The sequence below is a fragment of the Mesorhizobium sp. WSM4887 genome (assembly GCF_029625865.1).
Classification (GTDB): Bacteria; Pseudomonadota; Alphaproteobacteria; order Rhizobiales; family Rhizobiaceae; genus Mesorhizobium.
On record NZ_JARTVP010000004.1, the window covers coordinates 141,979 to 165,713 of the forward strand.

Here is a 23,735-nt window from a genome sequence, read left to right on the forward strand (position 1 = left end):
TGCTTGGCCGCTCTGCGCCAGCCCATCGCCCCAAGCAAATCTGCCAGTATTGACGAGACGCGTCCAATCACTTGCAATTGTCCTGCCGTATTGCCAGTGTCGAACCCGTGGGTAGCAGGGGAGCGAGTTGGTGACAGCGGCACAGCCGGCCACAGCAGACGCCGAATGGCTGGCCAAGATGCACAAGCAGCTGCTGGCTGACGATTCGATCCAGTTTGACCTGCCGGGGCTGGTGCGGCCGGAGCCGCCGGAATGGCTGAAGCCTTTTCTGGAAGCCCTGGCAAAGCTAGGCCCTTACATGGTCTATCTGTTCTGGGGCGCGGTGATCATCGGCGTCGCAATCATCGTGTTCCTGCTCGTGCTCGAGGCGAAGGGCATCGCCTGGCGGCTGCCGTGGCGGCGCCCCGGCAAGGAGGACGAGACGAAGGAGGAATGGCGCCCGGATGCCGGCGCGGCTCAGATCCTGCTCTCCGAAGCCGATGCGCTCGCCGCGCGCGGTGACTATGACGAGGCGGTGCATCTTCTCTTGCGCCGCAGCGTTGTCGACATCGCCAGCCGCCTGCCCGACTTCCTGCGCCCGTCGCTGACCGCGCGCGACATCGCCGCCGCAGGTTCCATCCCGTCCCGCCCCCGCGCTGCCTTCAGTGAGATCGCGCGCATCGTCGAGGCTGCCTTGTTCGCTCGCCGGCCGGTCGGCGCCGAGGGCTGGCAGCAGGCGCGCGGCGCCTATGAGCGCTTTGCCTTCCGGGATGCCTGGGCATGAGCGCGGAGGCGACAGAGGCACAAGAGCCGTTCAGCCGCAGGACGCTGTTCTGGGGCATCTTCGCCAGCCTGCTCGCGGCCGCCGGATTCTTCCTGCTCTCGACCTACGCTCCGGACTTTCGTCAGCCCGAGGGCGGCGCAACACCGCTCTCCAAGGGCGGCACCGGCTATGCCGGGCTCGTGGAATGGCTGAAGCTCACCAACGGGCAGGCGCCGCCCATGGCGCGCGGGGAGAAGGATCTGCAATCTCCCCTGGCATCCACATTCCTGCTGATCGTCACCATCGCGCCCAACAGCGACCCGGCGGCGCTTCAGCGCATCATCAAGCTCCGCTTGGGCAAGCACACGCTTTTCGTGCTGCCCAAATGGGTCACCTTTCCGCAGCCGGGCCAGGAGGGCTGGGAGACGAAAGTCGAGCGGCTGCCCGCAACGGCGGTCAACGACTGGCTCGGTCGCCTCGCCAAGGCCAAGCTCGGCGACAGCAAGCCATCGGTCGATCGGATCGATGTAGAGGGGCGCAAGATCGCCGTGCCCGAGGAGTTGCAATGGGTAGCCGACAATCATCCGCTGATTGCGGCGGGTGACGGCAAGGCTGTTCTCACCGAACTCGACAGCGAACCCTTCTACATCCTGACCGATCCCGATCTCATCAACAACGCGGCGCTGAAGGATCCGCAAAAGGCGGCAGCGGCGCTCGACATGATCGCCATGCTGGAGCCCGCCAAGGGCGCGGTTATGTTCGACCTGACGCTTCACGGCATCGGCCAGAACTACGATCTCGGCAAGCTCCTGGTCGAACCGCCCTTCCTGGCGCTGACGCTGTCGGTGCTGGTGGCGGCTGCCCTCGCCTTCCTGCACGGGCTCGGCCGCTTCGGGCCGCCACGCACCGAGGGTCGCGCCATCGCCTTCGGCAAGCAGGCGCTGGTCGACACCACGGCAATGCTCCTGAAGCGGGCAGGACGGCTGCAGGAACTCGGCGACCGCTATGCCGCGCTGATGCGCCAGCGCGCCGCCGCGCTGCTTGGCGCGCCGCACGGGCTGCAGGGTGAAGCGCTGGACCGCTGGCTGGATTCCCGCGACAAAAATGAGGCGAACGGCTTCACCGCACGGTTCAAGGCTGCGAACGGTTCCAACACATTGGCCGCAATGCATGAAGCAGCGGAAGAGCTGCATGACTGGACGGCAAGGAGGCTCGGTGAACGTCGATGAAGTGAAAGCCCTGGCGAGCGCGATCAGGGAAGAGGTGGCTAAAGCGATCACCGGGCAGCGCGACACGGTCGATCTGATGCTGACGGCGCTGTTCGCCGGCGGCCATATATTGCTCGAAGGTCCGCCCGGTACCGCAAAGACCATGACCGCGCGCTGCTTCGCGCAGGCGCTCGGCGTCGTCTATGGGCGCATCCAGTTCACGCCCGACCTGATGCCCGGCGACATCGTCGGCGCCAACATCTACAATTTCCAGACCGGCCAGTTCACGCTGACGCGCGGCCCGATTTTCTGCGATCTGCTGCTTGCCGACGAGATCAACCGCACGCCGCCGAAGACGCAGGCTGCACTGCTCGAAGCCATGCAGGAGCACGCTGTCACATTCGACGGCACGACCCATTCGCTCGGCAAGAATTTCATGGTGGTGGCGACGCAGAACCCGATCGAGCATCAAGGCGTCTATCCGCTCCCCGAGGCCCAGCTCGACCGCTTCCTGTTCAAGCACCGGGTCAGCTATCCGGACGCGCAGGAAGAACGTGCCATCATCATCCACCACGGCGGCGGCTCCGCCTCGCACAATATCGAGCAATACGGCATCAAGGCGCAGACCGACCGCAAGACGCTGGAGGCGGCGCTTGCCACAGTGGGCGCCGTCACGCTGGTCGACGACGTCGTCGGCTACATCGCGGCCCTTGTCCGCGGCACGCGCGAAAGCCCGGATCTGGAGGTCGGCGCCAGTCCTCGCGCCGGCGCCATGCTGGCGCGCGCGGCGCGAGCCCGGGCGGCGCTCGACGGCCGCAACTATGTCATCCCCGACGACGTCAAGGCTTTAGCCGTGCCGGCGCTGCGCCACCGCGTCATCCTCTCGCCGGCGGCGCAGATCGACGGACGGCTGGTCGAGCAGATCGTGTCCGACCTGGTCGACCAGACGGAAGCGCCGCGTTGATCTATCCGAGCGGCAGAGCGGTATGGGCGGCGGCGGCGGGAGCGATTCCCGCCTTCCTGATCGCGCTCGCGCTGCCGCATGTCTGGTATCTCGGGCTGCTCTGGATTTGCGCTTTGCTTGCCTTCCTGGCGGTCGACGCGGCGGCCGGGCGCGGACGCGCGTCGCTCAGCGCCACGCTCACCGCACCGCCGCAGGTCGGCGTCGGCGGACGTTTCACGCTGCACATCGCGGCCGGTCTCGGGGCGCGAACGCGCCGGCTGCAGGCGCGCGTCGGGCATGACCAGCGGCTGGCGCCGGTCAACGGCACGGGCGGCACACTGCCGGCAAATGGCGGCACGCTCGATCTCGAATTCGACGCCATTCGGCGCGGCATCGCCAGCTTCGATCGGCTGTGGCTGCGCTGGCAAGGGCCGTTCGGGCTGATCTGGAACCAGGCCGTGCTGCCGGTGGAGCGCAAGATAGCGGTGCTGCCCGATGTCAGCCGCGCCCGCGACGAGGCGATCACGCTGCTGCAGCGCTCCGCTCTTGCCGACGGCCATGCGCAGAAGCGCGCCGGCCAGGGCCGCGAGTTCGAGGCGCTGAAGGACTACCAGCCCGGCATGGGCCGGCGCATGATCGACTGGAAGCGCAGCGCCCGCCACGGCAAATTGCTTGCCCGCGAATTCCGCATCGAAGAGAACAACAACATCGTTCTAGCCATCGATAGCGGGCGGCTGATGTGCGAGCCGGTCGAGGGCGTGCCGAAGGTCGACCGGGCCGTGACGGCGGCGCTGTTGTCCGCCTTCATTGCGCTCAAGGGCGGCGACCTCGTCAGCCTGTTTTCTTTCGACGCCAGGCCGCGCGTTTCCAGCGGCGCCGTGCGCGGCTCGCCGAGCTTCACCATGATCCAGAAGCGCGCCGCCGAGATCGACTATTCGACCGAGGAGACCAATTTCACCCTGGCGCTGACGACGCTCGCCGCGAAGCTCGACCGGCGCTCACTGGTCATCGTTTTCACCGATTTCGTCGACCCGATCAGCGCCGAGCTGATGCTGCGCACCGTCGGGCGGCTGACCGAGCGGCATCTGGTGCTGTTCATGCTGATGAAGGATGTCGAGCTGGAGACTTTGGCCGATATGGCGCCTACCGCCCCGGAGGACGTGGCCCGCGCGGTCACCGCCGGCGACCTGCTCAGACAGCGGCAGGTGGTGATCGGCAGGCTCAGGCTGCTCGGCGCGCATGTCATCGAGGCCGACCACCAGCGGCTCGGCCCGGCGCTGGTCGAGCGCTATATCCAGCTCAAGGAGGAAAACCTCTTATGACGCTGCCCGCCGGCACCGATGCCGTGCGCCAGTCGCTGGCAAGCTTCCGCCAGGAGCGCGAGGCCGACTGGAAGGCGTTCGAGGCACTGCTTGCCCGCGTCGAGAAGCGCGCGCCGCGCGCGCTGTCGGAAGAGGAGCTGCTGTCACTGCCCCTCCTCTACCGCTCGGCACTGTCCTCGCTTTCGGTGGCGCGAGCCACTTCGCTCGACAGCGCACTGATTGCTTACCTCGAAGCGCTCTGCCTGCGCGGCTATTTTTACCTCTATGGCGCGCGGCGATCCTTGAGAACGCGCATCGGCGACTTCTTCCTGCACGACTGGCCGGCGGCGATCCGCGACTTGTGGCGCGAGGTGTGGGCATCGGTCGCCTTGACGGTGATCGGCGCCATTGCCGGGTACTGGCTGGTCGCCTCCGACAAGCGCTGGTACGACGCCATCATCGCGCCGAGCCTCGCCGGCGGGCGCAATCCGGATTCGTCGGCCGAGATGCTGCGCAGCGTGCTTTATGGCGGCGGCGACCACTTTCTCTCGGGCTTCGCCGCTTATCTCTTCACCCACAACACGCAGGTGTCGATCCTGGCCTTCGCGCTCGGCTTCGCCTTCGCGGTGCCCAGCGTGCTGATCATCCTGATGAATGGCTGCATGCTCGGCGCCATCTTCCAGATCTATGCCGCCAAGAGGCTCGGTTTCGAGCTCGGCGGCTGGCTGTCGATCCACGGCACGACGGAGCTTTTCGCCATCGCCATCGCGGGCGCGGCCGGCATGCGCATCGGCACCAGCATCGCCTTTCCCGGCGAGCTGACGCGCATGGCCGCGGCCTCACGAGCGGGCCGCGTGGCGGCGACCGCGATGGTCGGCGTCGTCATGATGCTGCTGTTTGCCGGCCTGCTCGAAGGCATCGGCCGGCAGACGATCACAAGCGATATCGCCCGCTATTCGATCGGCGGCGGCATGCTGGCGCTCTGGATTTCTTACTTCTACCTGTTCCGGATGGTGCGGCATGGCAACGGCTAGGAATCCCGCCGCGCTGGTGCGCCCGCTGGTGACGCCGGAGGGCGTGGACCTGCGCGTCAAGCTGGCGGATGCCGGGACGCGGGCTTCGGGATTCCTGCTCGATGTGGTGATCATCGTCGTCGCCGCCGTCGCGGTCAGCCTTGTCGCGATCTTCGGCCTGGGCGGGCTCGGCGTGAAGGACGCCGAACCGCTGTTCATCGTCTGGATCATTTTCATCTTCCTGCTGCGCAACGTCTATTTCATCGCCTTCGAGGCGGGCCGGCGGGCGGCGACGCCCGGCAAGCGGATGGTCGGCGTCCGCGTCGCTTCGCGCAGCGGCGCCGGCCTCAGCCTCGACCAGGTCATCGCGCGCAACCTGATGCGCGAGATCGAGGTGTTCCTGCCGCTGTCGATCCTAGCGGCGCGCGGCAGCGCCGGTGTCGCCGACACGCTGTCGACCATCTTCGGGCTGGTGTGGGCGCTGCTGTTCTCGCTGTTCCCGCTCTTCAACCGCGACCGGCTGCGGATTGGCGACCTGCTCGCCGGAACCTGGGTGGTCGAGGCGCCGAAGGTGGCGCTGCTCGAGGATCTGTCGCTGCGCAAGGATCCGGTCGCGACCCGCTTCCAGTTCAGCGCCGCGCAGCTCGACGCCTATGGCATCGCCGAGCTGCACAAGCTGGAGGAAGTGCTGCGCCGCGACGACTATTTCGCGATGAAAGCGGTGGCGGAAACGATAGGCCGCAAGATCGGCGCCAGGGTCGAGCCGGTCGATTCAAGGGCATTCCTCACCGCCTATTACGGCGAGCTGCGCGCGCACCTGGAGCGCAAGCTGCTGCTGGGCAATCGGAAGGCGGACAAGTACGCGCGGTAGACGCCTAAGCGAGGGAATGATGAGTTCGTTGCCCGAATTCGAACTTCAGGAAATGGAATCGCGGGCGGCCGCAGCCTGCCCCGGACCGTGGAAATCTTGGGACGAAGGTCGGGATTTCGACGGAGGATCCAACTTCATCCAGACCGGCAACGGCGCAGAGCGCGGCGAAGACATTGAAAGGTCCGGTGCGACCGTCGCGGAGCAAGATTTCATTGCGGCTGCGCGGCAGGACGTTCCTCGCCTGGTCGCGGAAGTGCGCCGGCTGCGCGCACTTCTTAATCAGACCGGATAGAGCCTCAGCGCCCCCGCCTACCCCACCCACTTCTCGTAGTCGGACACCAGAAGGTGAACCGGCGCCACATCCTCCTCGATGTTGGAGAAGCGGCCGATCGGATCGCGGAAGACGTTGTCGGTGAGGTCGTCATTGACGGTCGAGACCTCGCCGATCAGCACGTCCTTGCCCTCGGCCCAGAAGGCGTGCCAGACGCCCGGCAGCAGCGTCACGCTCTGGCCCGGGTCGAGCTTCAGGAGCCCGCCGGCGGGCAATCTGGTGATGGTGCCGTCGACCGGCACCGACACTTCGGCCTTCGGGTCGATGCCGCCGTCGCGGTCGTGCATGAACAGTTCCAGCACCAGCTTGCCGCCGCCGCGGTTGATGATGTCCTCGGCCTTGATGTTGTGGCGGTGCATGGGCGACAGCTGGTCCTTGCGCGAGATCATGATCTTCTCGGCGTAGAGCATGCCCATGCCGAGCTTCATGTCCGCGTAGCGGCCGTTGCGGACGGTAAAAAGGAAGAGACCAAGCTCATCGAACTTCTCCTGGCCGTAGTCGGTGATGTCCCAGCCGAGACGCGAGCTGAAAATGGCCGAAGAGTCCGCCTTGTGCGCCTTCATCTCTTCCGGCGACCAGTAGGCGAAGGGCGGCATGATGTAGCCGAACGAGCGGATGAAGGCGTCGGCTTCGCGGATGATGTCGTTGATTTTGGAGCGCTTCATCGTCGTTTTCCTTCCGGCCGCTGCCTGCTGAAATCTGCCAACCCGAATATCGCAATGCCGGTCCGCTGTCGACGCAAACTGACGGCTCTGGCCTCGTGACATCCGGCCCGATCAAGCCCATAACCCCAACCGGTTTTTGATCGCGCATGTCTTCATTCCCGAAACCGGTTCCCACCTTCGGGAGACATGCTTTTGAACGGTGATCTTCATGGCAAGCATAGACGATCTCGACACGCCGGCGATCCTGATCGACGCGGCCCGCGCCGAAGCCAACATCGCAAAGGCGCAGGCGCATGCCGACCGCCACGGGCTGAAGCTCCGCCCGCACATCAAGACGCACAAGCTGCCCTACTGGGCGAAGAAGCAGGTCGCGGCTGGCGCGGTCGGCATAACCTGCCAGAAGATCGGCGAGGCCGAGGTGATGGCCGATGCCGGGCTTGAGGACATTTTCCTGCCCTACAACATTCTCGGCCGCGCCAAGCTGGAGCGGCTGAAGGCACTGCATGGCCGCGTCACGCTGTCGGTCACGGCGGACAGCCACGAAACGCTGTCAGGGCTAGCCGCGACCTTCACCGATACCGGCCACCCGCTGCCGGTGCTGGTCGAATGCGACACCGGCATGGGGCGCTGCGGCGTGCAGAGCCCGGCCGAAGCGGTTGCACTGGCGAAAGTGATCGACCAGGCCAGAGGACTAACCTTCGGCGGGCTGATGACTTATCCGGCGGCGGGCCGCGCCGCCGAAGCCGAGGCGTGGCTGCGGAACGCGCGCGAGACGCTTGCGGCGGCCGGGCTCGAATGCCGGCGCATCTCCAGCGGAGGCACGCCGGACATGTGGCGCTCGGGCGAGGACAGCGTCGTCACCGAATACCGGCCCGGCACCTACATCTATCTCGACCGCTACCAGGTCGCCAAAGGCGTCGGCACGCTCGACGATTGCGCGCTGACGGTGCTGGCCACCGTGGTCAGCCACCCGACGCCCTCCCGCGCCATCCTCGACAGCGGCAGCAAGGCTTTGTCCTCCGATACGCTAGGACTGCCGGATTTCGGCGAGCTGCTCGGCGTGCCCAGCGCGCGAGTGACTGGACTGAGCGAGGAGCACGGCAACGTCACGCTTTCAGACGGCGGCGCCCTGCGCATTGGCGAGCGCGTGCGCGTGGTTCCCGATCATTGCTGCGTGGTGACGAATTTGTTCGACCAGGTGCATCTGATCGACGGCGACAAGGTGCTGGAAACGCTGCCAGTGGCGGCGCGGGGGAAGATGGCTTGAGGATCCTGAGACGCACGCAGATGTTTTAAGTTCGTCTAGGCTGGCGGGACAGCGCCTCCCGTGTCCTGCCGGACATCTCCCCCCCACTTTGGGGGGAGATTGGCGGCTCGGGCGTCGCGCCCTCCTCCAAACGCTGAAAGTTGCCGAAAGCAATCGCACCATCCTTGTGGGGGAGATGTCCGGCAGGACAGAGGGGGGCGAGAAGGAACGCGACAGACCGCTATTGGTCCGAAAATCTACTGCCGTTCCGCCTGCCGCGCCGCAACCCTGCGCATCGCGATCACGCGGCGCCTGAAAATCTCCGTGCGGATCGCCATCAGGTGCAGCGCGAAGAACAGCACGGTGAAGCCAAGCGCCATCACGGCGAGCGGCCACAGCATCGAAGGGTCGATGGTCGGGCCGCCGAGGCGGAAGACCGAGGCCGGCTGGTGCAGCGTGTTCCACCAATCGACCGAGAATTTGATGATCGGGATGTTGATGAAGCCGACCAGCGTGATGATGGCGGCGGCCCAGGCGGCGCGGCCGGCGTCGTCCAGTGCGCGGGTCAGCGCGATAATCCCAAGATACATGAGGAAAAGCACGAAGACCGAGGTCAGCCGAGCGTCCCACACCCACCAGGTGCCCCACATCGGCTTGCCCCAGATCGAGCCGGTGATCAGCGCGAGCGCGGTGAAGGTGGCGCCGATCGGAGCCGCTGCCTTCAGCGCCACGTCGGCCAGCGGGTGGCGCCAGACCAGCGTGCCGAGCGCCGAGATCGCCATGATGGTGTAGCACATCATCGCAAGCCAGGCGAAAGGCACGTGGATGTACATGATGCGCACCGTGATGCCCTGCTGGAAATCCTCCGGCGCGGTGAAGCTCATATAGAGGCCGACGCCGAGCAGTATCGCCGCGGTCGCCGCGAGCCACGGAATAACCTTGTCGGCCAGCCCGACGAAGCGCGTCGGGTTGGCGAGATCGATCCAGCCGGCGAGGCGTGAGGTGGTGTCGCTCATGCCGATCTAAATAGACCGGCGATGCATCAGGGGCAATCGGACGGTTGTCGCACTCTCTCCTTCTCCCCTTGTGAGAGAAGGTGGATCGGCGCGCGAGCGCCGAGACGGATAGGGTGCGCGACGGAGTGAGACGCTGATCTTCCTGGAACACCTTCATCTGTCGCCTGCGGCGACACCTTGTCCCACAGGGAAGAAAGCTTACGCCGCTTCCGTCACCGGACGGCTGAGGCGACGGACCTCCTCGTCGTTGAGCAGGCCGCCGGCGCGCAGCAGGGCTGCGAAGCGGCCGTTGCGCAGCGACAGCTCGGTGAAGCCGCCGTATTCGACCACCTTGCCCTTGTCCATGAAGACGACCAAGTCGGCGTCGCGCACGGTGGTCAGGCGGTGGGCGATGATGAAGGTCGTGCGGTTGCGGCGCAGTTCGTCGATCGCTTCCTTGACTCGGTCCTCGGTCTCGACGTCGAGCGCGCTGGTCGCCTCGTCGAGCACCAGGATCGGCGCATCCTTCAGCACGGCGCGGGCGATGGCGATGCGCTGGCGCTCGCCGCCCGAGAGCTGGCCGCCGCGCTCGCCGACGACGGTATCGTAGCCGCTGCTCTTGGCCAGGATGAAGTCCTGTGCGGCGGCGGCATTGGCGGCGGCGTGCACCTCGTCATTGCTCGCATCGGCGCGGCCGACCCGGATGTTATCCTCGATCGAGCGGTTGAGCAGGCCGGCGTCCTGGAAGACGGTGGCGATCGAGTGGCGCAGCGACTTGCGGGTCACCGTGCGAGTGTCGATGCCGTCGATCAGGATGCGGCCGCTGGACGGCGTGAACACGCGCTGCAGCAGGTTGATAAGCGTCGTCTTGCCGGCGCCGGTCGGGCCGACGATGGCGACGGTCTTGCCGGCCGGCACCTCGAAGGAGACATTCTCGATACCATGGCCCGAGTTCGCGAACTCGAAGCTGACGTCCTCGAAGCGCACACGGCCAGTGACGTTGGTCAACTCGCGCAGGCCGTCCGGCTCGGCGGTTTCGGCGGCCGAGTCCTCGAGGCGATAGAAATCCTCGAGCTTGGCGCGGGCCTCGGAAATCTGCGTCGTGAAGGCCGACATCTGGTCGAGACGGGCGATCAGCATTCCGGCAAAGCCGGTGAAGGCGACGACGTCTCCGACACGGAGCTGGCCACGGGTGACGAGATAAGCCCCAATCGAGAGCACAATCATCATCGAGATGGTCGACGACAGGCGGTTCAGCGCATTGGCGATCGCCCACCAGTCGAGGACCGGGTTCTGCGCGTCGAGCAGGTCCTTGACGTAGCGCTTCAGCGTCGCGGTCTCATGGCCGATGCGGTTGTAGCTCTGCAGCACGGCGACGTTGCTGACGCTGTCGGTCACATGGGCAAACACGGTATGGTAGTGGCGCTCGACGGCGGTCTGCCCCGACTTGGTACGGCGCATGACGATACGGCCGATTCCGACGTAGAGCACGCCCAGGCCCAGCAGCACGATTGACATGCGGATGTCCATGGAAAGCGCGGTCGGCACCAGCAGCACCAGCGCAATGGCCGTCGAGAGATGCACGCGCATGAATTCGAGCCACAGGCTGAACAGGGTTTCGATGGCGCGCAGCAGCGTGTGCAGCGAATTGGACGTGCCGCGCTGGTGGTGCCAGGCGAGCGGCATGGTGATGACGCGCTCGAAGGACTGGCACAGCACTTCCGAACGCCGGGCATGGGCGAAGCGGTCGGCGCCGCGCGACACCAGCACGAAAGCTATGACATTGAAGACACCGAGAGCGGCCCAGACGGCGAGCGTCGAAAACACCGGACCTTTTTCGGAAATGGCGCCGATCACCCGGCCCAAAAGGATCGGCTCGAGAATGGCGATCGCGGCAAGCGCGACGTTGGCGCCGCAGATCAGCGCGACGCGCTTCTTGTCCGCAGCCAGATAACTCAGCGCTCTAAAGTAGATCTGCAGAAGTGACACTTCAGCTACTCCGCCAAACTCTTGTCCGTGCTCAATGTCGGTATTGTGCGCCGCACCATTTTTTGACACGTACCGGTTTATGTGTCGCGAAACAATGCGTCGTCTATCCCTTCCGTTCCCATTTAGCGAACAAAAGATGACGACGGTGCGAAATCTGACGTGATCACCTAACGGTTTGAGATAAAAGGTGAAATGTCAGCCTTGCGGCAAAACAATGGCACCTGCCCAGCGCTGCCACATTTTTAATCACTTGGCGCTTGCTTAGCCGTGCCTGAAGCAACGTGGGCGCACGCTGCCCAGCCCATTGGCAAAGTAATACGCCAAGCTCGGCCGCGCATCCCGAGAGATGCGCGGCCTGCAAGTCAAGTCTTTGATCCTACGCAGGTATCTTGACGACGACGTCGGTCATCTCACCGGCCTTCGGTTCGAAAGACCCTGATTTGGTCTTCGAACCATTGACTTCAAGCGCGATCGACTTGGTCTTTTTGTCGCGGATGACGCGAACCTTGATTTCGCCGCCGAACATCTTGAGTGTGGCGGCGTAGCCGTCCCAGTGGCCAGGCAGCTTCGGCCTAAACGTGATCTGCTTGCCGCGCCGCTCGATGCCGAGGATTCCTTCCACCGCGGCCCGGTAGAGCCAGCCGGCCGACCCCGTGTACCAGGTCCAGCCGCCGCGGCCGCCTTTTCCTTCGCCGGCGTAGATGTCCGCCGCCACGACGTAAGGCTCGACGCGGTAATGCTCGGCCGCCGCCTCGTCCGAGGCGTGGTTGACCGGGTTCAGCATCGAGAAGCAGCGATAGGCCTCGTCGGTGCGTCCCATCTCGGCCAGCGCGATGACGAACCAGGTGGCGGCATGGGTGTACTGGCCGCCGTTCTCGCGCACGCCCGGCGGGTAGCTCTTGATATAGCCGGGATCCTTGTCGCTGTTCGAGAAGGGCGGCGTGAACAGCTTGACGATCTTGTGCTTGTCGTCGACGAGCATCTTCGTCGCCTGCTCCATGGCCGTGGTCGAGCGGGCAGGATCCCCCTCGCCCGACAGCACGCTCCAGGACTGGGCGATGGAGTCGATCTTGCATTCGTCCGAATTGCGGGAGCCGAGCGGGCTGCCGTCGTCGAAGCTGCCGCGCCGGTACCACTGGCCGTCCCAGGCCGTGCTCTCCAGCGCCCGCTTCAGCAGGTCCGCGTGCTTCGTCCAGGCCTGCGCCCGCTTGCCATCGCTCTGTCCCTTGGCGATGGGGGCGAAGTCACCCAGCGTCTTCAGCAGGAACCAGCCTAGCCAGACGCTTTCGCCCTTGCCGCCCTCGCCGACACGGTTCATGCCGTCGTTCCAGTCGCCGCCGAGGATCAGCGGCAGGCCGGCCGGGCTGCTGCGCTTGATCGCCAGATCGAGCGCCCGCGCGCAGTGCTCGTAAAGCGAGGCTGTGGTCTTGGTGATCTCGGGCGTGAAGAAGGCGTCGTGCTCGCCCTCGCCAAGCTCCTGCCCGTCGATGAACGGTATCTGCTCCTTGAGGATGGCGGCATCGCCCGTCACCTCGATGTAGCGGGCCGTCGCGTGCGCCAGCCACACGACATCGTCCGAGATCATGGTGCGCACGCCGGCATCGGTGCGGGGCAGCCACCAGTGCTGCACGTCGCCCTCCTGGAACTGCCGGCGGGCGGCGTTGAGAATCTGGTCGCGCGCCAGCTTCGGATCATGCGCCAGCAAGGCCAGCGTATCCTGCAACTGGTCGCGGAAGCCGAAGGCGCCGCTCGCCTGGTAGAAGGCCGACCGCGCGCGGATGCGGCAGGCCAGGCTCTGGTAGGGCAGCCAGTGGTTGACCATGGCGTTGAGCGCCTTGTCCGGCGTTTCGACCTGAATGGTGTCGAGGAAGCCCCGCCAGACGCGCTCATTGTCGGCCAGACGCCGGTCGAAATCCTTGTCCCTGTGGGTCTGGACCAGGGCGCTCGCCTCGGCGGCCGTGGCGGCGTCGCCAAGCAGCCAGAACAGCGTCACGTTGCCGCCGGCCGGGATGTCGATGTCGCTGGCGATCACCGCGCACGGATCGTCGCCTGCCTCGACGCGGCCGGACAAAGCAACTCCGCCAAGCACGGCCTGCGGATATTCGGTCGTGCCGTGCCTGCCGACGAACTCGCCGCGGTCGGCGGTCACCGAATGAACAGGCGCCGTCGCGGCGAGGAAAGCCAACCGCTCGCCGAAGTCGAGCCCGTAGGGGTTCTGCGCCAGCATGGCGCCCGTCGCGGCGTCCCTGGTCGGCACAATGGTTGCCGCCGTGCGCGAGCGATGGCCGCCGAGCACCCACTCGGCATAGGCATAGACGCGCAGCCTTGCCGGCGCGGGGCCGGCATTCTGGATGCGCAGCCGCGTGATCTTCACCGGATCCACCGGGTCGACGACCTGCGTCAGATCCATCGACAGCGGCCCGCGCTTCGAGCGGAAGGTCGAGAACCCCTGCCCGTGCCAGGTCTCGTAGGTCATCGAGGGATCGCGCACCACCGCGGCCATCGGCGAGAACGCCTTGCCGCTCAACTGGTCGTAGATATAGAAGCCCTCGCCCGGCCGGTTCGACACCGGGTCGTTCGACCACGGCGTCAACTGGTAGTCGCGGCTGTTGCGGCTCCAGGTGAAGCCGGCGCCCTCGGCAGAGACGTGGAAGCCGAAGGAAGCGTTGGAGATGACGTTGATCCAGGGCTGCGGCGTCACACGACGGCCGGTCAGCCGCGTCACGTAGTGGCGGCCGTCGCCGTCGAAGCCGCCAAAGCCGTTCCAGAGGCTGAGGCCGGTGCCGTCGGCGGCAATATCGGCTCCCCCCTCGCTTGCCCGCGTCGGCTCAGGCAAAGGCGGCGACGGCTGGCGGGCCGGAACGCCTTCCGCCTGCTGCAAAGCATCGCGAGCCTGCAATGCCGCCGTTTCGGCCCGCTCGAGCTGGTCGAAGATGGTGCCGTTGCGGGTGTGGAGCGCAACACGCGCGACCGACAGTAGGGTCTTGTAGGTCGGCTCGTCCATCAGGTCGCGGCGCACGGCGAAGATGTGCTGACGCGGGCCAAGCTCGCGACCACGCAGGCGGCTGTTCTCGCACAGCGTCTCCACTGCGCGCTGCAGGTCCTGCACGTAGGAGGATGCCTGCTCGTTGACGACGACGAAGTCGATCATCATGCCGCGGGCGCGCATGTATTCCTGGAAGCGCAGCGCCTGGGCGACGATCTCGAGATCGGCGACGTCGCCGATGCGCACCAGGAAGATCGGGAAATCGCCGGAGATGCTGGTCGGCCAGAGGCTCGACTGGCGGCCGAGGCCCGAGGCGATGGAGTCGGCGGGCAGACGCAGGAACGGATCGGGATAGATCAGGTAACGCGCCAGCTTCTGCACATTGGCGGCATCGGTCAGGCTGAGGCCGAGATGGCGGGTCTGCACCTGGCTGCGCGTCCAGGCGAGCATAGCCTGGCGGGCGAAGCTCTCCTGATGGTCGAGGCGGCCGATCGCCTCGTCGAGCTCGCCGCGGTTGGCGCCGACGACGGTCCAGAAGGTCAGCGAGATCTTCTTGTTGGCCGGCACGCGCACCTGGCGGCGAAGTGCCGCCACCGGGTCGAGCGTGAAGCCGTGGCTGCCGGAGAGCCGGGCGCCGGGGTCGAAGGCGGCAGCGTCGGCGATGGTGCGGCCACGGCCGATGAAGGCGCGGCGATCGGTTTCGGCCTCGGCGTCGCGCGAGGGACCCGACGGATCGGTGACGAAATGCACCATGGTTAGGTCGGGCTCGTTCTTTTCGCGCTTGCGCCTGGTGGCGAAGATCGCGCCGTTGTTAGCGGAGATCTCGGTCTCGACGAACATCTTCGAGAACGCCGGATGGGCGTTGTCGGAGGCTTCGTTGCCCAGCACCAGCTCGGCAAAGGACGTCACCTCGATGTGCCGGTCGGTGGGGCCGTCATTGTAAAGCGTGACGCGCCGGCCTTCGCCGTTCCCTTCGGAGATGACGATGCACTCGACCTCCGAACGCAGCGAGCCGATCGATTTGGTAAAGCTCGCCTTGTCGTCGGCAAACAGCGTCTGCACGCGCTCGCCCTCGGCGCGCTTCGGCTCGGCGGTGGCCGACCACCAGTCGCCGGTCGCGGTGTCGCGCAAGAAGATATAGGAGCCGAGACGGTCTTCGCTCGGGTCCGGCTGCCAACGGGTGATGGCAAGCTCGCCGAAGCGGCTGTAGCCGGAGCCGGTGGCGGTGACCATGACCGAGTAACGGCCATTCGACATGACGTTGGTCGCGCGCAGCGCCTTGATCGGGTCAAGGATGATGCGGCTGTCCGGGCTCTCGGTCTCGGTCTCGTCCTTGGAGCGCTCGTCGGCCTCGGTCCTGACGGTGGCGGTCGGGATGTCGCGCGGCGCCTTCTCCTGCAAGAGGAGTTCGGCCGACTCAATCACCGGATCGCTGTGGAAGCGTTCGCGCAGCCGACCCTCGAAGATGGCGTCCGCCACGGCGGCGATCGACATGCCGGAATGGTGGGCCATGTAGTTCTGGACGACGGCATGGTCGGTGCCTTCCGGCACGCGCTGCGGCGTGAAGTCGACCGCATCGTAAAAGCCGTGCCGGCCGAGCGCGCCGATCGCGCGCAGCCGCATCAGGTTCTGCACCGCCTCACGCGGATTGAACTGCGCCGCCAGGATGGTGGCGTAAGGCGCGATCACGGTGTTCTGGCCGAGACCACGCTTCAGGCCGAGGCCGGGCACGCCGAAGTTGGTGTACTGGTAGGTGAGCTCGCGGTCGCGGGCATTGTAGGCCGCTTCCGAGATGCCCCAGGGCACGTTCTTCGAGCGCGCATACTGGATCTGGCGCTTGATGATGAGCTTGCTGGTCTGGTTGAGGATCGAGCCCTGCGGCTCCTTCATCACCAGCGGCGGCATCAGGTACTCGAACATCGAGCCCGACCAGGACATCAGCGCGCCCTTGAAACCGATCTCGACAATCGGCCTGCCGAGCCGGAACCAGTGCTCGGTCGGCAAGTCGCCCTTGGCGATGCCGAACAGGCTGGTCAGCCGCGCCTCGGAGGCGAGCAAGTCGTAGCAGCTCTCGTCGAGCTGGTGCTCCTCGACGCGATAGCCAATCGACAGGAGCTTGCGCTCCTGCCGCATCAGGAAGGAAAAATCCATCTCGAAGGCGTAGCGGCGGCAGCGCCCGCGCAGCGCGAGCAGCTTGGTGCGGAGCGCCGAGACCGCGCTTTCGTCATTGTGCGAATCGTGCACATGCGCCTCGCAGGTCGCCTCCAGCCTGGCCGCCCAGTCGGCGATGACGTCGCTCTTGGCCGACGCCGCCTCGACGTGGATGGCCGTGGCGAGCTTGCGGATCTCGCCGGCCAGCACCGCGAGATTGATGGTGCGGATCGAGGCCATCTCGGGCTGCGCCTTGATGGTCATCACTGCCCGGCGCATGCCGTCGAGGCGGTCGGCAAGACGCTGGCGCAGCGGCCGCAGCTGGCGGCGGTCGTCGGGCAGTTCCTCCAGGCTCTCGTCGAGGATGGTGACGGTGTCGAGGATGCCCTCGAAATCGCCCTGCAGGTGGACGGAAGGCGCCTCGGCCCATTCGGCGCAGGCCGCGGCCACGGCGACCAGATGGCCGGCGAGATTGCCGCTGTCGACCGCCGAGATATAGAGCGGATAAAGCGGCTTCAGCGTCGTCGTGTCGTACCAATTGTAGAGATGCCCGCGATCGCGCGGCATGTTCTCGATGGTCGTCATCGTGGCGTCGATGCGGGTGATGGCATCCGACAGGCTGATCCAGCCGAAGTCGCGCGCCGACACCACCGAGAGCAGGTAGACGCCGATGTTGGTCGGCGAGGTACGCGGCGCCACCACCGGTGCCGGGCTTTCCTGGAAATTGTCGGGCGGCAGATGGTGGTGCTCGGCGGTCACGAAGGTCTCGAAATAATGCCAGGTGCGACGCGCCACGGTGCGCAGCGCATGGATGTCGGCGGCGGAAATGCGCAGCCTGTCCTCGGTCTCGGCCGAGCGGCTGATCCAGCAGGCGACGGCGGGCGAGCCGATCCAGAAAATCGCGAAGAAGAAGGCGACGAACGCGCCGGTGGAATCGGCCAGGACCGGAACGGCAAGGCCGACGACGCCGATGATCACGGCGCCATACATCATGCTGTAATAGGCGCCGAGATCGCTGCCGCCGGTCTTGTGCGCCTGCGAGGCGGTGCGCCACTCCAGAAGGTTCTGGCGGCTGACGAAGAGCCGGTAAAGAGTGCGGACGATGGCATCGCCCATCATCCAGGCAAGGTGCGCCATCAAAAGCACCTTCAGCGCCACCAGCGCGGTGCCGAACACAGTGTCGCGCGCCAGCGCCGAGAAATGGCCGCGCGGCGTCTGGTCGCCGCTCTTCGGCAGGATGCCGTTGACGATGTCGAAGGTCGGGGCCATGAACAGGCTGAGGATCATCAGCGCCTGCCACTGCGCGGCCTGCGTGAACGGCAGCAGCGTCCAGCCGGCGATACAGGCCATCACCCAGAAGATCGGGGTCACCGAGCGGCGGAGGTTATCGACCATCTTCCAGCGCGACAGTGCCGGAACGCCAGAGCGCGGATCGAACATGAAGCCGAGCAATTGCCAGTCGCCGCGCGCCCAGCGGTGGTGGCGTGAGGCGTCGACCGAGTAGCGGGTCGGATAGTCCTCGACCAGTTCGACATCGGTGACGAGCGCGGCGCGCGCCAGGGCGCCTTCGAGCAAATCGTGGCTGAGGATGGTGTTTTCCTCGATGCGGCCCTTCAGCGCCGTTTCGAAGGCGTCGATATGGTAGAGGCCCTTGCCGGTGAAAGTGCCGTCGCCGAAGACGTCCTGATAGACGTCGGACACGGCAAAGACGTACGGGTCGAGACCGCGATTGGCCGAGAAGACGCGCTGGAAGAAGGAGGCATCGTCGCCGCTGGTGAGCGAGGCGGTGATGCGCGGCTGCAGGATGGTGTAGCCGGCTGTGACGACGCGCTTTGCCGGATCGAAATGCGGACGGTTGAGCGGATGCGCGAGCTTGCCGACAAGGCTCGAGACGGCGTCGCGGGTGGTGCGCGTATCGGCGTCGAGCGTCATCACATAGGTGACTTTGTCCGGCAGCGGCACATCGAGCGGCAGGAAGGTGGTATCGCTGTCGCCGCGCAGCAGAAGGTTGAGCTCGTGCAGCTTGCCGCGCTTGCGTTCCCAGCCCATCCAGCAGCCCTGGGCCTGATTGTAGAGCCGGCGGCGATGCAGAAGATAGAAGCGCGGAGCGCCTTCCGACGGGTAGCGGGCGTTCAGCCTGGCGATCTCGTCGCGGGCATATTGCAGGATCTCGATGTCGGCTGCGTCGATTTCGGTCTTGGAATCCGGCCAGTCGGACAAAAGCGCGAAATGGATCTCTTCTGCCGTGTTGGCGAGATGATGCACCTCGATGTTGCGGATGTTTTCCTCGACGTCGTCGCGCGACCCGATGAGCGAAGGCACGACGACCAGCGTGCGCGCTGAGGTGGGGATGCCGTGCTTGTAGTCATAGCCGACTAGCCGCGTCGGCTTGAGGAAGAGCGCCACGACGGTGTTGAAGAAGGCCAACGCGCCTTCGCTCGCCGGCACCGCGAACAAAGCCAGCATCAGCGTGATCGCCCCCGCCGAGAGGCCGAGATTGGCAAGCGCGTTGCCGGACAGCACAAGCAGGAGCACCGTCAGCAGGAAGACCGGCACGACGATGCCGAGCCAGCCGGTGGCGGCAAAGGCGCGCTTGAAAGTCACATAGAAGGGAGCCCGGTAGCCGATCGCCTGTTCCAGCTCCGGCCGACGCGGTCCGACCAGGAAGAAGCCGACATCGGTATGCACGGAGGGGTCGGCAGTTTCCGGCACGCCGGACGCATCGGTGACCCCAGGCATGTGGCCTGCAAGCTCGATCGCCGTTTCGGCGACGCGGAATTCGGAAAGGTCGGAGCGGCGCGCAAGCTGCTCGATCGCGGTGCGATACTGATCGCGCGAGAAGAAATCGAGCGCGGCGAAATCGGTCTTCTCGCGCAGCAGCGTGTCGATGCGGCTGACGCCCTCGAACCAGACCGTCCAGTCGACGTCGTTGATGAGGCGCAGGCCGCGGATGATATTGCCGGTGGTGACGTTGCCGCTGGACAGCGTCTGATGCTCGGAGATGATGATCTCCTCGGCGTCGGAGCCGGTCTTCTCGAGCTCGCCCTCCAGCCATTCCAGCGCGCGGCCGGCGTTCTGCGAACCGTCACGCAGGCGATAAAGGAGCTGGGTGGCGAAAGTGGTATCCTGCGCATGCGCGGCGTAGCTCGACAGGATCCTGGTCCGGTCGGCATTGTCGTCGGTCGCCAGCACCCGGTCGGCGACCTCGTTGGCGATCTGGCGCATCTCTCTGGTACGGTTGACGCGCACTGCGATGCGTCGGAGGTTTTCGATCAGCACGAACCGCAGCAGCGACGGCAACGCCCAGAGCTCGCCGATCTTCAGCGGCTCGACCGATTGAAAGCCCTCGACGATGGCCTTGAACATGGTCGCCGAGACGGCGCTGTCGGAATGCTCGACATAGCTCCAGGCGACGACGAAGGCGCGCGGCAACGCCGTGCCGCCCGCAAGCTTGAGCGTCGGCAACTGGCGGTAGAAACGGCGCGGCAGATCGCGCTTGACCTGAAATATGGTCTCTTCGACCAGGTAGTTGTTGTCGAGCAGCCATTGCGCCGCGGGCGTGATCGTCTCGCCCTTGGCCTGGGCGGCGTTGGTCGAACGGTAGACTTCGAGAATCTTCTTGGCGCTATCGCGGATGCGGGCCTGGAATTCGAACGGCGAAAGCCCGAACAGGTCCCTGACATCGCCCTTGGCGAGTGCTGCGCCCAGCGCGCGCAGCCGGTCTTCCGGCAGGAAATTGGAGCGTATCGGCGCTTCCGTGACGGTCGGGAAGCCGGCACTAGTTTGTTCGATCTTGGCGGGATTCGTCTGGATGTTCATTGATTATTCCGTAAGGCGGGGCGCGATGCGGCGTCACCGCCACGGCAATGGCCCTAAAACCGGTTCAAATGCAATCTGTTGCATGGCAGGTTCGGCCGAAAGTTTGTTTGCGCTCCATGACAGGGGCGTCCCCTTTCGACAACTCAAGGGCGAACGCCCCTCGCTTCCCGCCCCGGGTCCGATCAGGGAAAGGATTCAGGCTTTTTCGTGATACATGCAAGGGGCCAGGCGATATTTCGCCCGCGCCGCGATCATGTTTGGCAACAGCCGTTAACCATTGGCGGCGGTGACGCGCAGGCGGATCACAAAAATCAGCTCATGCCCTTCAGGCTGGAGGCGCAGTTTCTGGCTCTGCTGATTGAGGACGAGCGCATCAAGCGGTCCGAGGCTGGCAGCGGTGTCCGTGAGGACTGTGACGCCACCGCCAACCGGCAAGATAATCGTCGTGCCGTCGGTCGACCTTATCTCGACTTCACCCGAAACAGGCAAGCGCTCGACCGTATGGCTGATGCAGCCGCGGCGGCTCATGACGTTGAGATCGGTGATCGGGCCGCCCATCAACGTGGCGCGGGTCGGCACGTCGCCGGGAAAAGGAAGCGGCGCCGAGGCTGGCGTCAGCCGCGCCGGCGGTCGAGAGGCGATGTCGAGCATAATGCCGTCGCCTTCCAGCACCGACAGCGTGCGGTCGACCCCGGCGAAGCTGGAGAATGGCCCGCTGGTCTCGACGCGCGCCATGGAGATGCGCCAGTCGAAATCCTCGAGACCGGCGCCATCAGGCGAGACGGCGATCTCGGTGGTCGTGCCGCCGCCGTTCTTCCACGGCATGACGCGATAGCCGGCGGCACGAAGGATGCGCATCGGTTCAACCCAGTATGCCCGGCAGGTTGAGCTGGTGCTCCTTCGCGCACTCGATGGCGATGTCGTAACCGGCATCGGCGTGACGCATGACGCCGGTCGCCGGGTCGTTCCACAGCACGCGCTCCAGGCGCCTGGCCGCGTCAGGCGTTCCGTCGGCGACGATCACCATGCCGGCATGCTGCGAGAAGCCCATGCCGACGCCGCCGCCGTGATGCAGCGAGACCCAGGTGGCGCCGGACGCGGTGTTGAGCAGCGCGTTGAGCAGCGGCCAGTCGGAAATGGCGTCGGAGCCATCCTTCATCGCCTCGGTCTCGCGGTTCGGCGAGGCGACCGAGCCGGAATCGAGATGGTCGCGGCCGATGACGACCGGCGCCTTGATCTCGCCCTTGGCCACCATTTCGTTGAAGGCGAGTCCCAATCGGTGGCGGTCGCCAAGCCCGACCCAGCAGATGCGCGCCGGCAGGCCCTGGAAGGAGATGCGCTCGCGCGCCATGTCGAGCCAATTGTGCAGATGCGTGTTGCCGGGGGTGAGTTCGCGCACCTTGGCGTCCGTCTTGTAGATATCTTCCGGATCGCCCGAGAGCGCAGCCCAGCGAAACGGGCCGATGCCGCGACAGAACAGCGGACGGATGTAAGCCGGCACGAAGCCGGGGAAGGCGAAGGCATCTTCGAAACCCTCGTCCTTGGCGACCTGGCGGATGTTGTTACCGTAGTCGAGCGTCGGCACGCCGGCGTTCCAGAACGCCACCATCGCCTCGACATGCTCGCGCATCGACGCGCGCGCCGCCTTCTCCACCGCCTTCGGATCACTGACGCGCTTCTCGCGCCATTCGGCAATGGTCCAGCCCTTGGGCAGATAGCCGTTGATCGGGTCATGCGCCGAGGTCTGGTCGGTGAGGATATCGGGGCGGATCCCACGCCTGAACATCTCCGGCACGATCTCGGCGGCATTGCCGAGCAGGCCGACGGACTTCGCCTCGCCGGCCTTGGTCCAGCGCTCGATCATTTCCATCGCCTCGTCGAGCGTTTCGGCCTTCTCGTCGAGGTAGCGAGTGCGCAAGCGGAAGTCGATCGAGTCCGGATTGCATTCGATGGCGAGGCAGGAGGCGCCGGCCATGACAGCGGCCAGAGGCTGGGCGCCGCCCATGCCGCCGAGGCCGGCGGTCAGGATCCACTTGCCCTTGAGATTGCCGCCATAGTGCTGGCGGCCGGCCTCGACGAAGGTCTCGTAGGTGCCCTGAACGATGCCTTGCGTGCCGATATAGATCCAGGAACCGGCCGTCATCTGGCCGTACATCATCAGGCCCTTCCTATCGAGGTCGTTGAATTTTTCCCAGGTCGCCCAGTGCGGCACGATGTTGGAATTGGCGATCAAGACGCGCGGCGCGTCCTTGTGGGTGCGGAAGACGCCGACCGGCTTGCCCGACTGCACCAAGAGCGTCTCGTCCTCGCCGAGCGTCTTCAACGACGCGGCGATGCGGTCGAAATCGTTCCAGGTGCGCGCCGCCCGGCCGATGCCGCCATAGACCACGAGCTCGTTCGGGTTCTCGGCGACCTCCGGATCGAGATTGTTCATCAGCATGCGCAGCGGCGCCTCGGTCGTCCAATAGCGGGCGTTGAGCTTATCGCCGCGCGGCGCGCGGACTTCACGGATGTTGTGGCGAGGGTCGGTCATGTCGGCAGTTCCCTTTCGATCAGGTGCGGCGGGAGCGTCAGCGCGCGGCCCAGGCAATCGCGGTTTCGAGAATGGTTTTCAGCGTGGCGCGGATCGGCGCCGCGTAGGTTGGGTCGTAAGGCACCGGCCAGTTGTCTGGCGCGCCCTTTTCCGACGGCTCGCGCATATAGCCGCGGTTCGAGAGCTCCATCTGCAGCGCATGGACGCCGCTCTGCGGCCGGCCGAAACTTCTGGTGATCCAGCCGCCCTTGAAGCGCCCATTGACCACCCAGGACTGGCTGCTCGCCGCGAGGATGGCGGCTACCTTTTCCTGCAGGGATGGTTCGGTGCTCTTGCCGTCATTGGTGCCGAGATTGAACACCGGCAGCGTGCCTTCGAACAGGCGCGGCAGCACCGAGCGAATTGAATGGCAGTCATAGAGCACGATCTTCTCGTGCATGCCGCGCAGACGGTCGATCTCAGCCTGCAGGGCGGCATGGTAAGGCGCGAAGTAAGTCTCGCGGCGCAGGTCGATCTCGGACGGCGTCGGCTCCTCGCCCATGCGGTAGAGCGGATCGCCATCAAACGTGTCGGTGGGGCAGAGCGTGGTCGTCGCCTGTCCAGGATAAAGCGAGACGCCGGAGGGGTCGCGGTTGACGTCGATGACGGTGCGCGAGATGGCGGTGTGGACGACCGTGGCGCCAAGATCGTTCGCGAAGTCGTACAGCTTGTCGATCCACCAGTCGCAGTCGCGGCGGCCGAGCCACGGCGAGACCAACCGGCTGTCGAGGCCCGCAAGATCTATGCCGGTGTGCGGGATCGAGACCAGCAGCGGCGCCGTACCGCGTGTGATGGTGAGCCAGGGCGTGGTCATTGGAGCCCTCCACGGGTTGGAGCTCTACGGCGCCCCCCTCTGTCCTGCCGGACATCTCCCCCACGAGGGGGGAGATCAGATATCAGGCC

General features: G+C 65.7%; 15 protein-coding genes. 8 read left to right on the forward strand and 7 right to left on the reverse strand.

From position 1 onward, the window contains the following. Positions 1-130 precede the first annotated feature (130 nt). The 7 genes from P9230_RS17615 to P9230_RS17645 are packed head-to-tail and all read left to right on the forward strand — an operon-like array spanning position 131 to position 6,370. Entirely contained in the window at positions 131-763 is a 633-nt protein-coding gene (locus P9230_RS17615) for a DUF4129 domain-containing protein (protein ID WP_278111210.1), read from the forward strand. After that, positions 760-1,971 (forward strand): DUF4350 domain-containing protein, encoded by a 1,212-nt coding sequence (locus P9230_RS17620; protein WP_127215556.1) that lies wholly within the window; start codon positions 760-762, stop codon positions 1,969-1,971. The genes P9230_RS17615 and P9230_RS17620 overlap by 4 nt, the downstream gene beginning before the upstream one ends. Continuing rightward, positions 1,958-2,914 (forward strand): MoxR family ATPase, encoded by a 957-nt coding sequence (locus tag P9230_RS17625; RefSeq protein ID WP_278120154.1) that lies wholly within the window; start codon positions 1,958-1,960, stop codon positions 2,912-2,914. The genes P9230_RS17620 and P9230_RS17625 overlap by 14 nt, the downstream gene beginning before the upstream one ends. Further along, positions 2,911-4,215: a DUF58 domain-containing protein gene (locus P9230_RS17630; RefSeq protein ID WP_095801241.1), complete on the forward strand. Its 1,305-nt coding sequence runs from the start codon at positions 2,911-2,913 to the stop codon at positions 4,213-4,215. The genes P9230_RS17625 and P9230_RS17630 overlap by 4 nt, the downstream gene beginning before the upstream one ends. Next, the gene (locus tag P9230_RS17635) at positions 4,212-5,228 is read left to right on the forward strand and encodes a stage II sporulation protein M (RefSeq protein ID WP_127215553.1); all 1,017 of its coding nucleotides are present in this window, start codon (positions 4,212-4,214) and stop codon (positions 5,226-5,228) included. The genes P9230_RS17630 and P9230_RS17635 overlap by 4 nt, the downstream gene beginning before the upstream one ends. Then, positions 5,215-6,078: an RDD family protein gene (locus P9230_RS17640; protein WP_067329877.1), complete on the forward strand. Its 864-nt coding sequence runs from the start codon at positions 5,215-5,217 to the stop codon at positions 6,076-6,078. Before P9230_RS17635 ends, P9230_RS17640 begins: the two co-directional genes overlap by 14 nt. A 19-nt stretch (positions 6,079-6,097) precedes the next feature. Then, positions 6,098-6,370: a hypothetical protein gene (locus P9230_RS17645; RefSeq protein ID WP_164747543.1), complete on the forward strand. Its 273-nt coding sequence runs from the start codon at positions 6,098-6,100 to the stop codon at positions 6,368-6,370. A gap of 17 nt (positions 6,371-6,387) precedes the next feature. Here the strand turns inward: P9230_RS17645 and P9230_RS17650 are convergent, their stop codons facing one another. Beyond that, positions 6,388-7,074: a D-lyxose/D-mannose family sugar isomerase gene (locus P9230_RS17650; protein WP_067329872.1), complete on the reverse strand. Its 687-nt coding sequence runs from the start codon at positions 7,072-7,074 to the stop codon at positions 6,388-6,390. Between the two features lie 208 nt (positions 7,075-7,282). Between P9230_RS17650 and P9230_RS17655 the strand changes: the two genes are divergently transcribed. After that, positions 7,283-8,341, forward strand: a complete 1,059-nt coding sequence (locus P9230_RS17655) for a D-TA family PLP-dependent enzyme (RefSeq protein WP_278054819.1) — start codon at positions 7,283-7,285, stop codon at positions 8,339-8,341. Between the two features lie 236 nt (positions 8,342-8,577). Here the strand turns inward: P9230_RS17655 and P9230_RS17660 are convergent, their stop codons facing one another. The 6 genes from P9230_RS17660 to hutG all read right to left on the reverse strand — a co-directional run bounded on the left by P9230_RS17660 (position 8,578) and on the right by hutG (position 23,646). Next, positions 8,578-9,336 (reverse strand): heme ABC transporter permease, encoded by a 759-nt coding sequence (locus P9230_RS17660; protein ID WP_067000549.1) that lies wholly within the window; start codon positions 9,334-9,336, stop codon positions 8,578-8,580. A gap of 198 nt (positions 9,337-9,534) precedes the next feature. Continuing rightward, positions 9,535-11,304, reverse strand: coding sequence for a glucan ABC transporter ATP-binding protein/ permease (locus P9230_RS17665; RefSeq protein ID WP_278120155.1), 1,770 nt, complete (start codon positions 11,302-11,304; stop codon positions 9,535-9,537). A 376-nt stretch (positions 11,305-11,680) separates the two neighbouring features. After that, entirely contained in the window at positions 11,681-20,260 is an 8,580-nt protein-coding gene (locus P9230_RS17670) for a glucoamylase family protein (RefSeq protein ID WP_278120156.1), read from the reverse strand. A gap of 270 nt (positions 20,261-20,530) precedes the next feature. Further along, the gene (locus P9230_RS17675) at positions 20,531-21,118 is read right to left on the reverse strand and encodes a HutD family protein (protein ID WP_067329868.1); all 588 of its coding nucleotides are present in this window, start codon (positions 21,116-21,118) and stop codon (positions 20,531-20,533) included. A gap of 4 nt (positions 21,119-21,122) precedes the next feature. Continuing rightward, on the reverse strand, positions 21,123-22,793 hold the full coding sequence (hutU, locus tag P9230_RS17680; RefSeq protein WP_067329865.1) for a urocanate hydratase: 1,671 nt from the start codon (positions 22,791-22,793) through the stop codon (positions 21,123-21,125). A 37-nt stretch (positions 22,794-22,830) separates the two neighbouring features. Continuing rightward, positions 22,831-23,646: an N-formylglutamate deformylase gene (hutG, locus tag P9230_RS17685; protein ID WP_067329862.1), complete on the reverse strand. Its 816-nt coding sequence runs from the start codon at positions 23,644-23,646 to the stop codon at positions 22,831-22,833. Positions 23,647-23,735 lie beyond the last annotated feature (89 nt).

Bases quoted from the DNA above. Each gene is read 5' to 3' on its own strand.
- P9230_RS17620 (WP_127215556.1), top strand. From the start codon at position 760: ATGAGCGCGGAGGCGACAGAGGCACAAGAGCCGTTCAGCCGCAGGACG.
- P9230_RS17635 (WP_127215553.1), top strand. From the start codon at position 4,212: ATGACGCTGCCCGCCGGCACCGATGCCGTGCGCCAGTCGCTGGCAAGC.
- P9230_RS17640 (WP_067329877.1), top strand. From the start codon at position 5,215: ATGGCAACGGCTAGGAATCCCGCCGCGCTGGTGCGCCCGCTGGTGACG.
- P9230_RS17645 (WP_164747543.1), top strand. From the start codon at position 6,098: ATGAGTTCGTTGCCCGAATTCGAACTTCAGGAAATGGAATCGCGGGCG.
- P9230_RS17650 (WP_067329872.1), bottom strand. From the start codon at position 7,074: ATGAAGCGCTCCAAAATCAACGACATCATCCGCGAAGCCGACGCCTTC.
- P9230_RS17655 (WP_278054819.1), top strand. From the start codon at position 7,283: ATGGCAAGCATAGACGATCTCGACACGCCGGCGATCCTGATCGACGCG.
- P9230_RS17660 (WP_067000549.1), bottom strand. From the start codon at position 9,336: ATGAGCGACACCACCTCACGCCTCGCCGGCTGGATCGATCTCGCCAAC.
- P9230_RS17670 (WP_278120156.1), bottom strand. From the start codon at position 20,260: ATGAACATCCAGACGAATCCCGCCAAGATCGAACAAACTAGTGCCGGC.
- P9230_RS17675 (WP_067329868.1), bottom strand. From the start codon at position 21,118: ATGCGCATCCTTCGTGCCGCCGGCTATCGCGTCATGCCGTGGAAGAAC.
- hutU (WP_067329865.1), bottom strand. From the start codon at position 22,793: ATGACCGACCCTCGCCACAACATCCGTGAAGTCCGCGCGCCGCGCGGC.
- hutG (WP_067329862.1), bottom strand. From the start codon at position 23,646: ATGACCACGCCCTGGCTCACCATCACACGCGGTACGGCGCCGCTGCTG.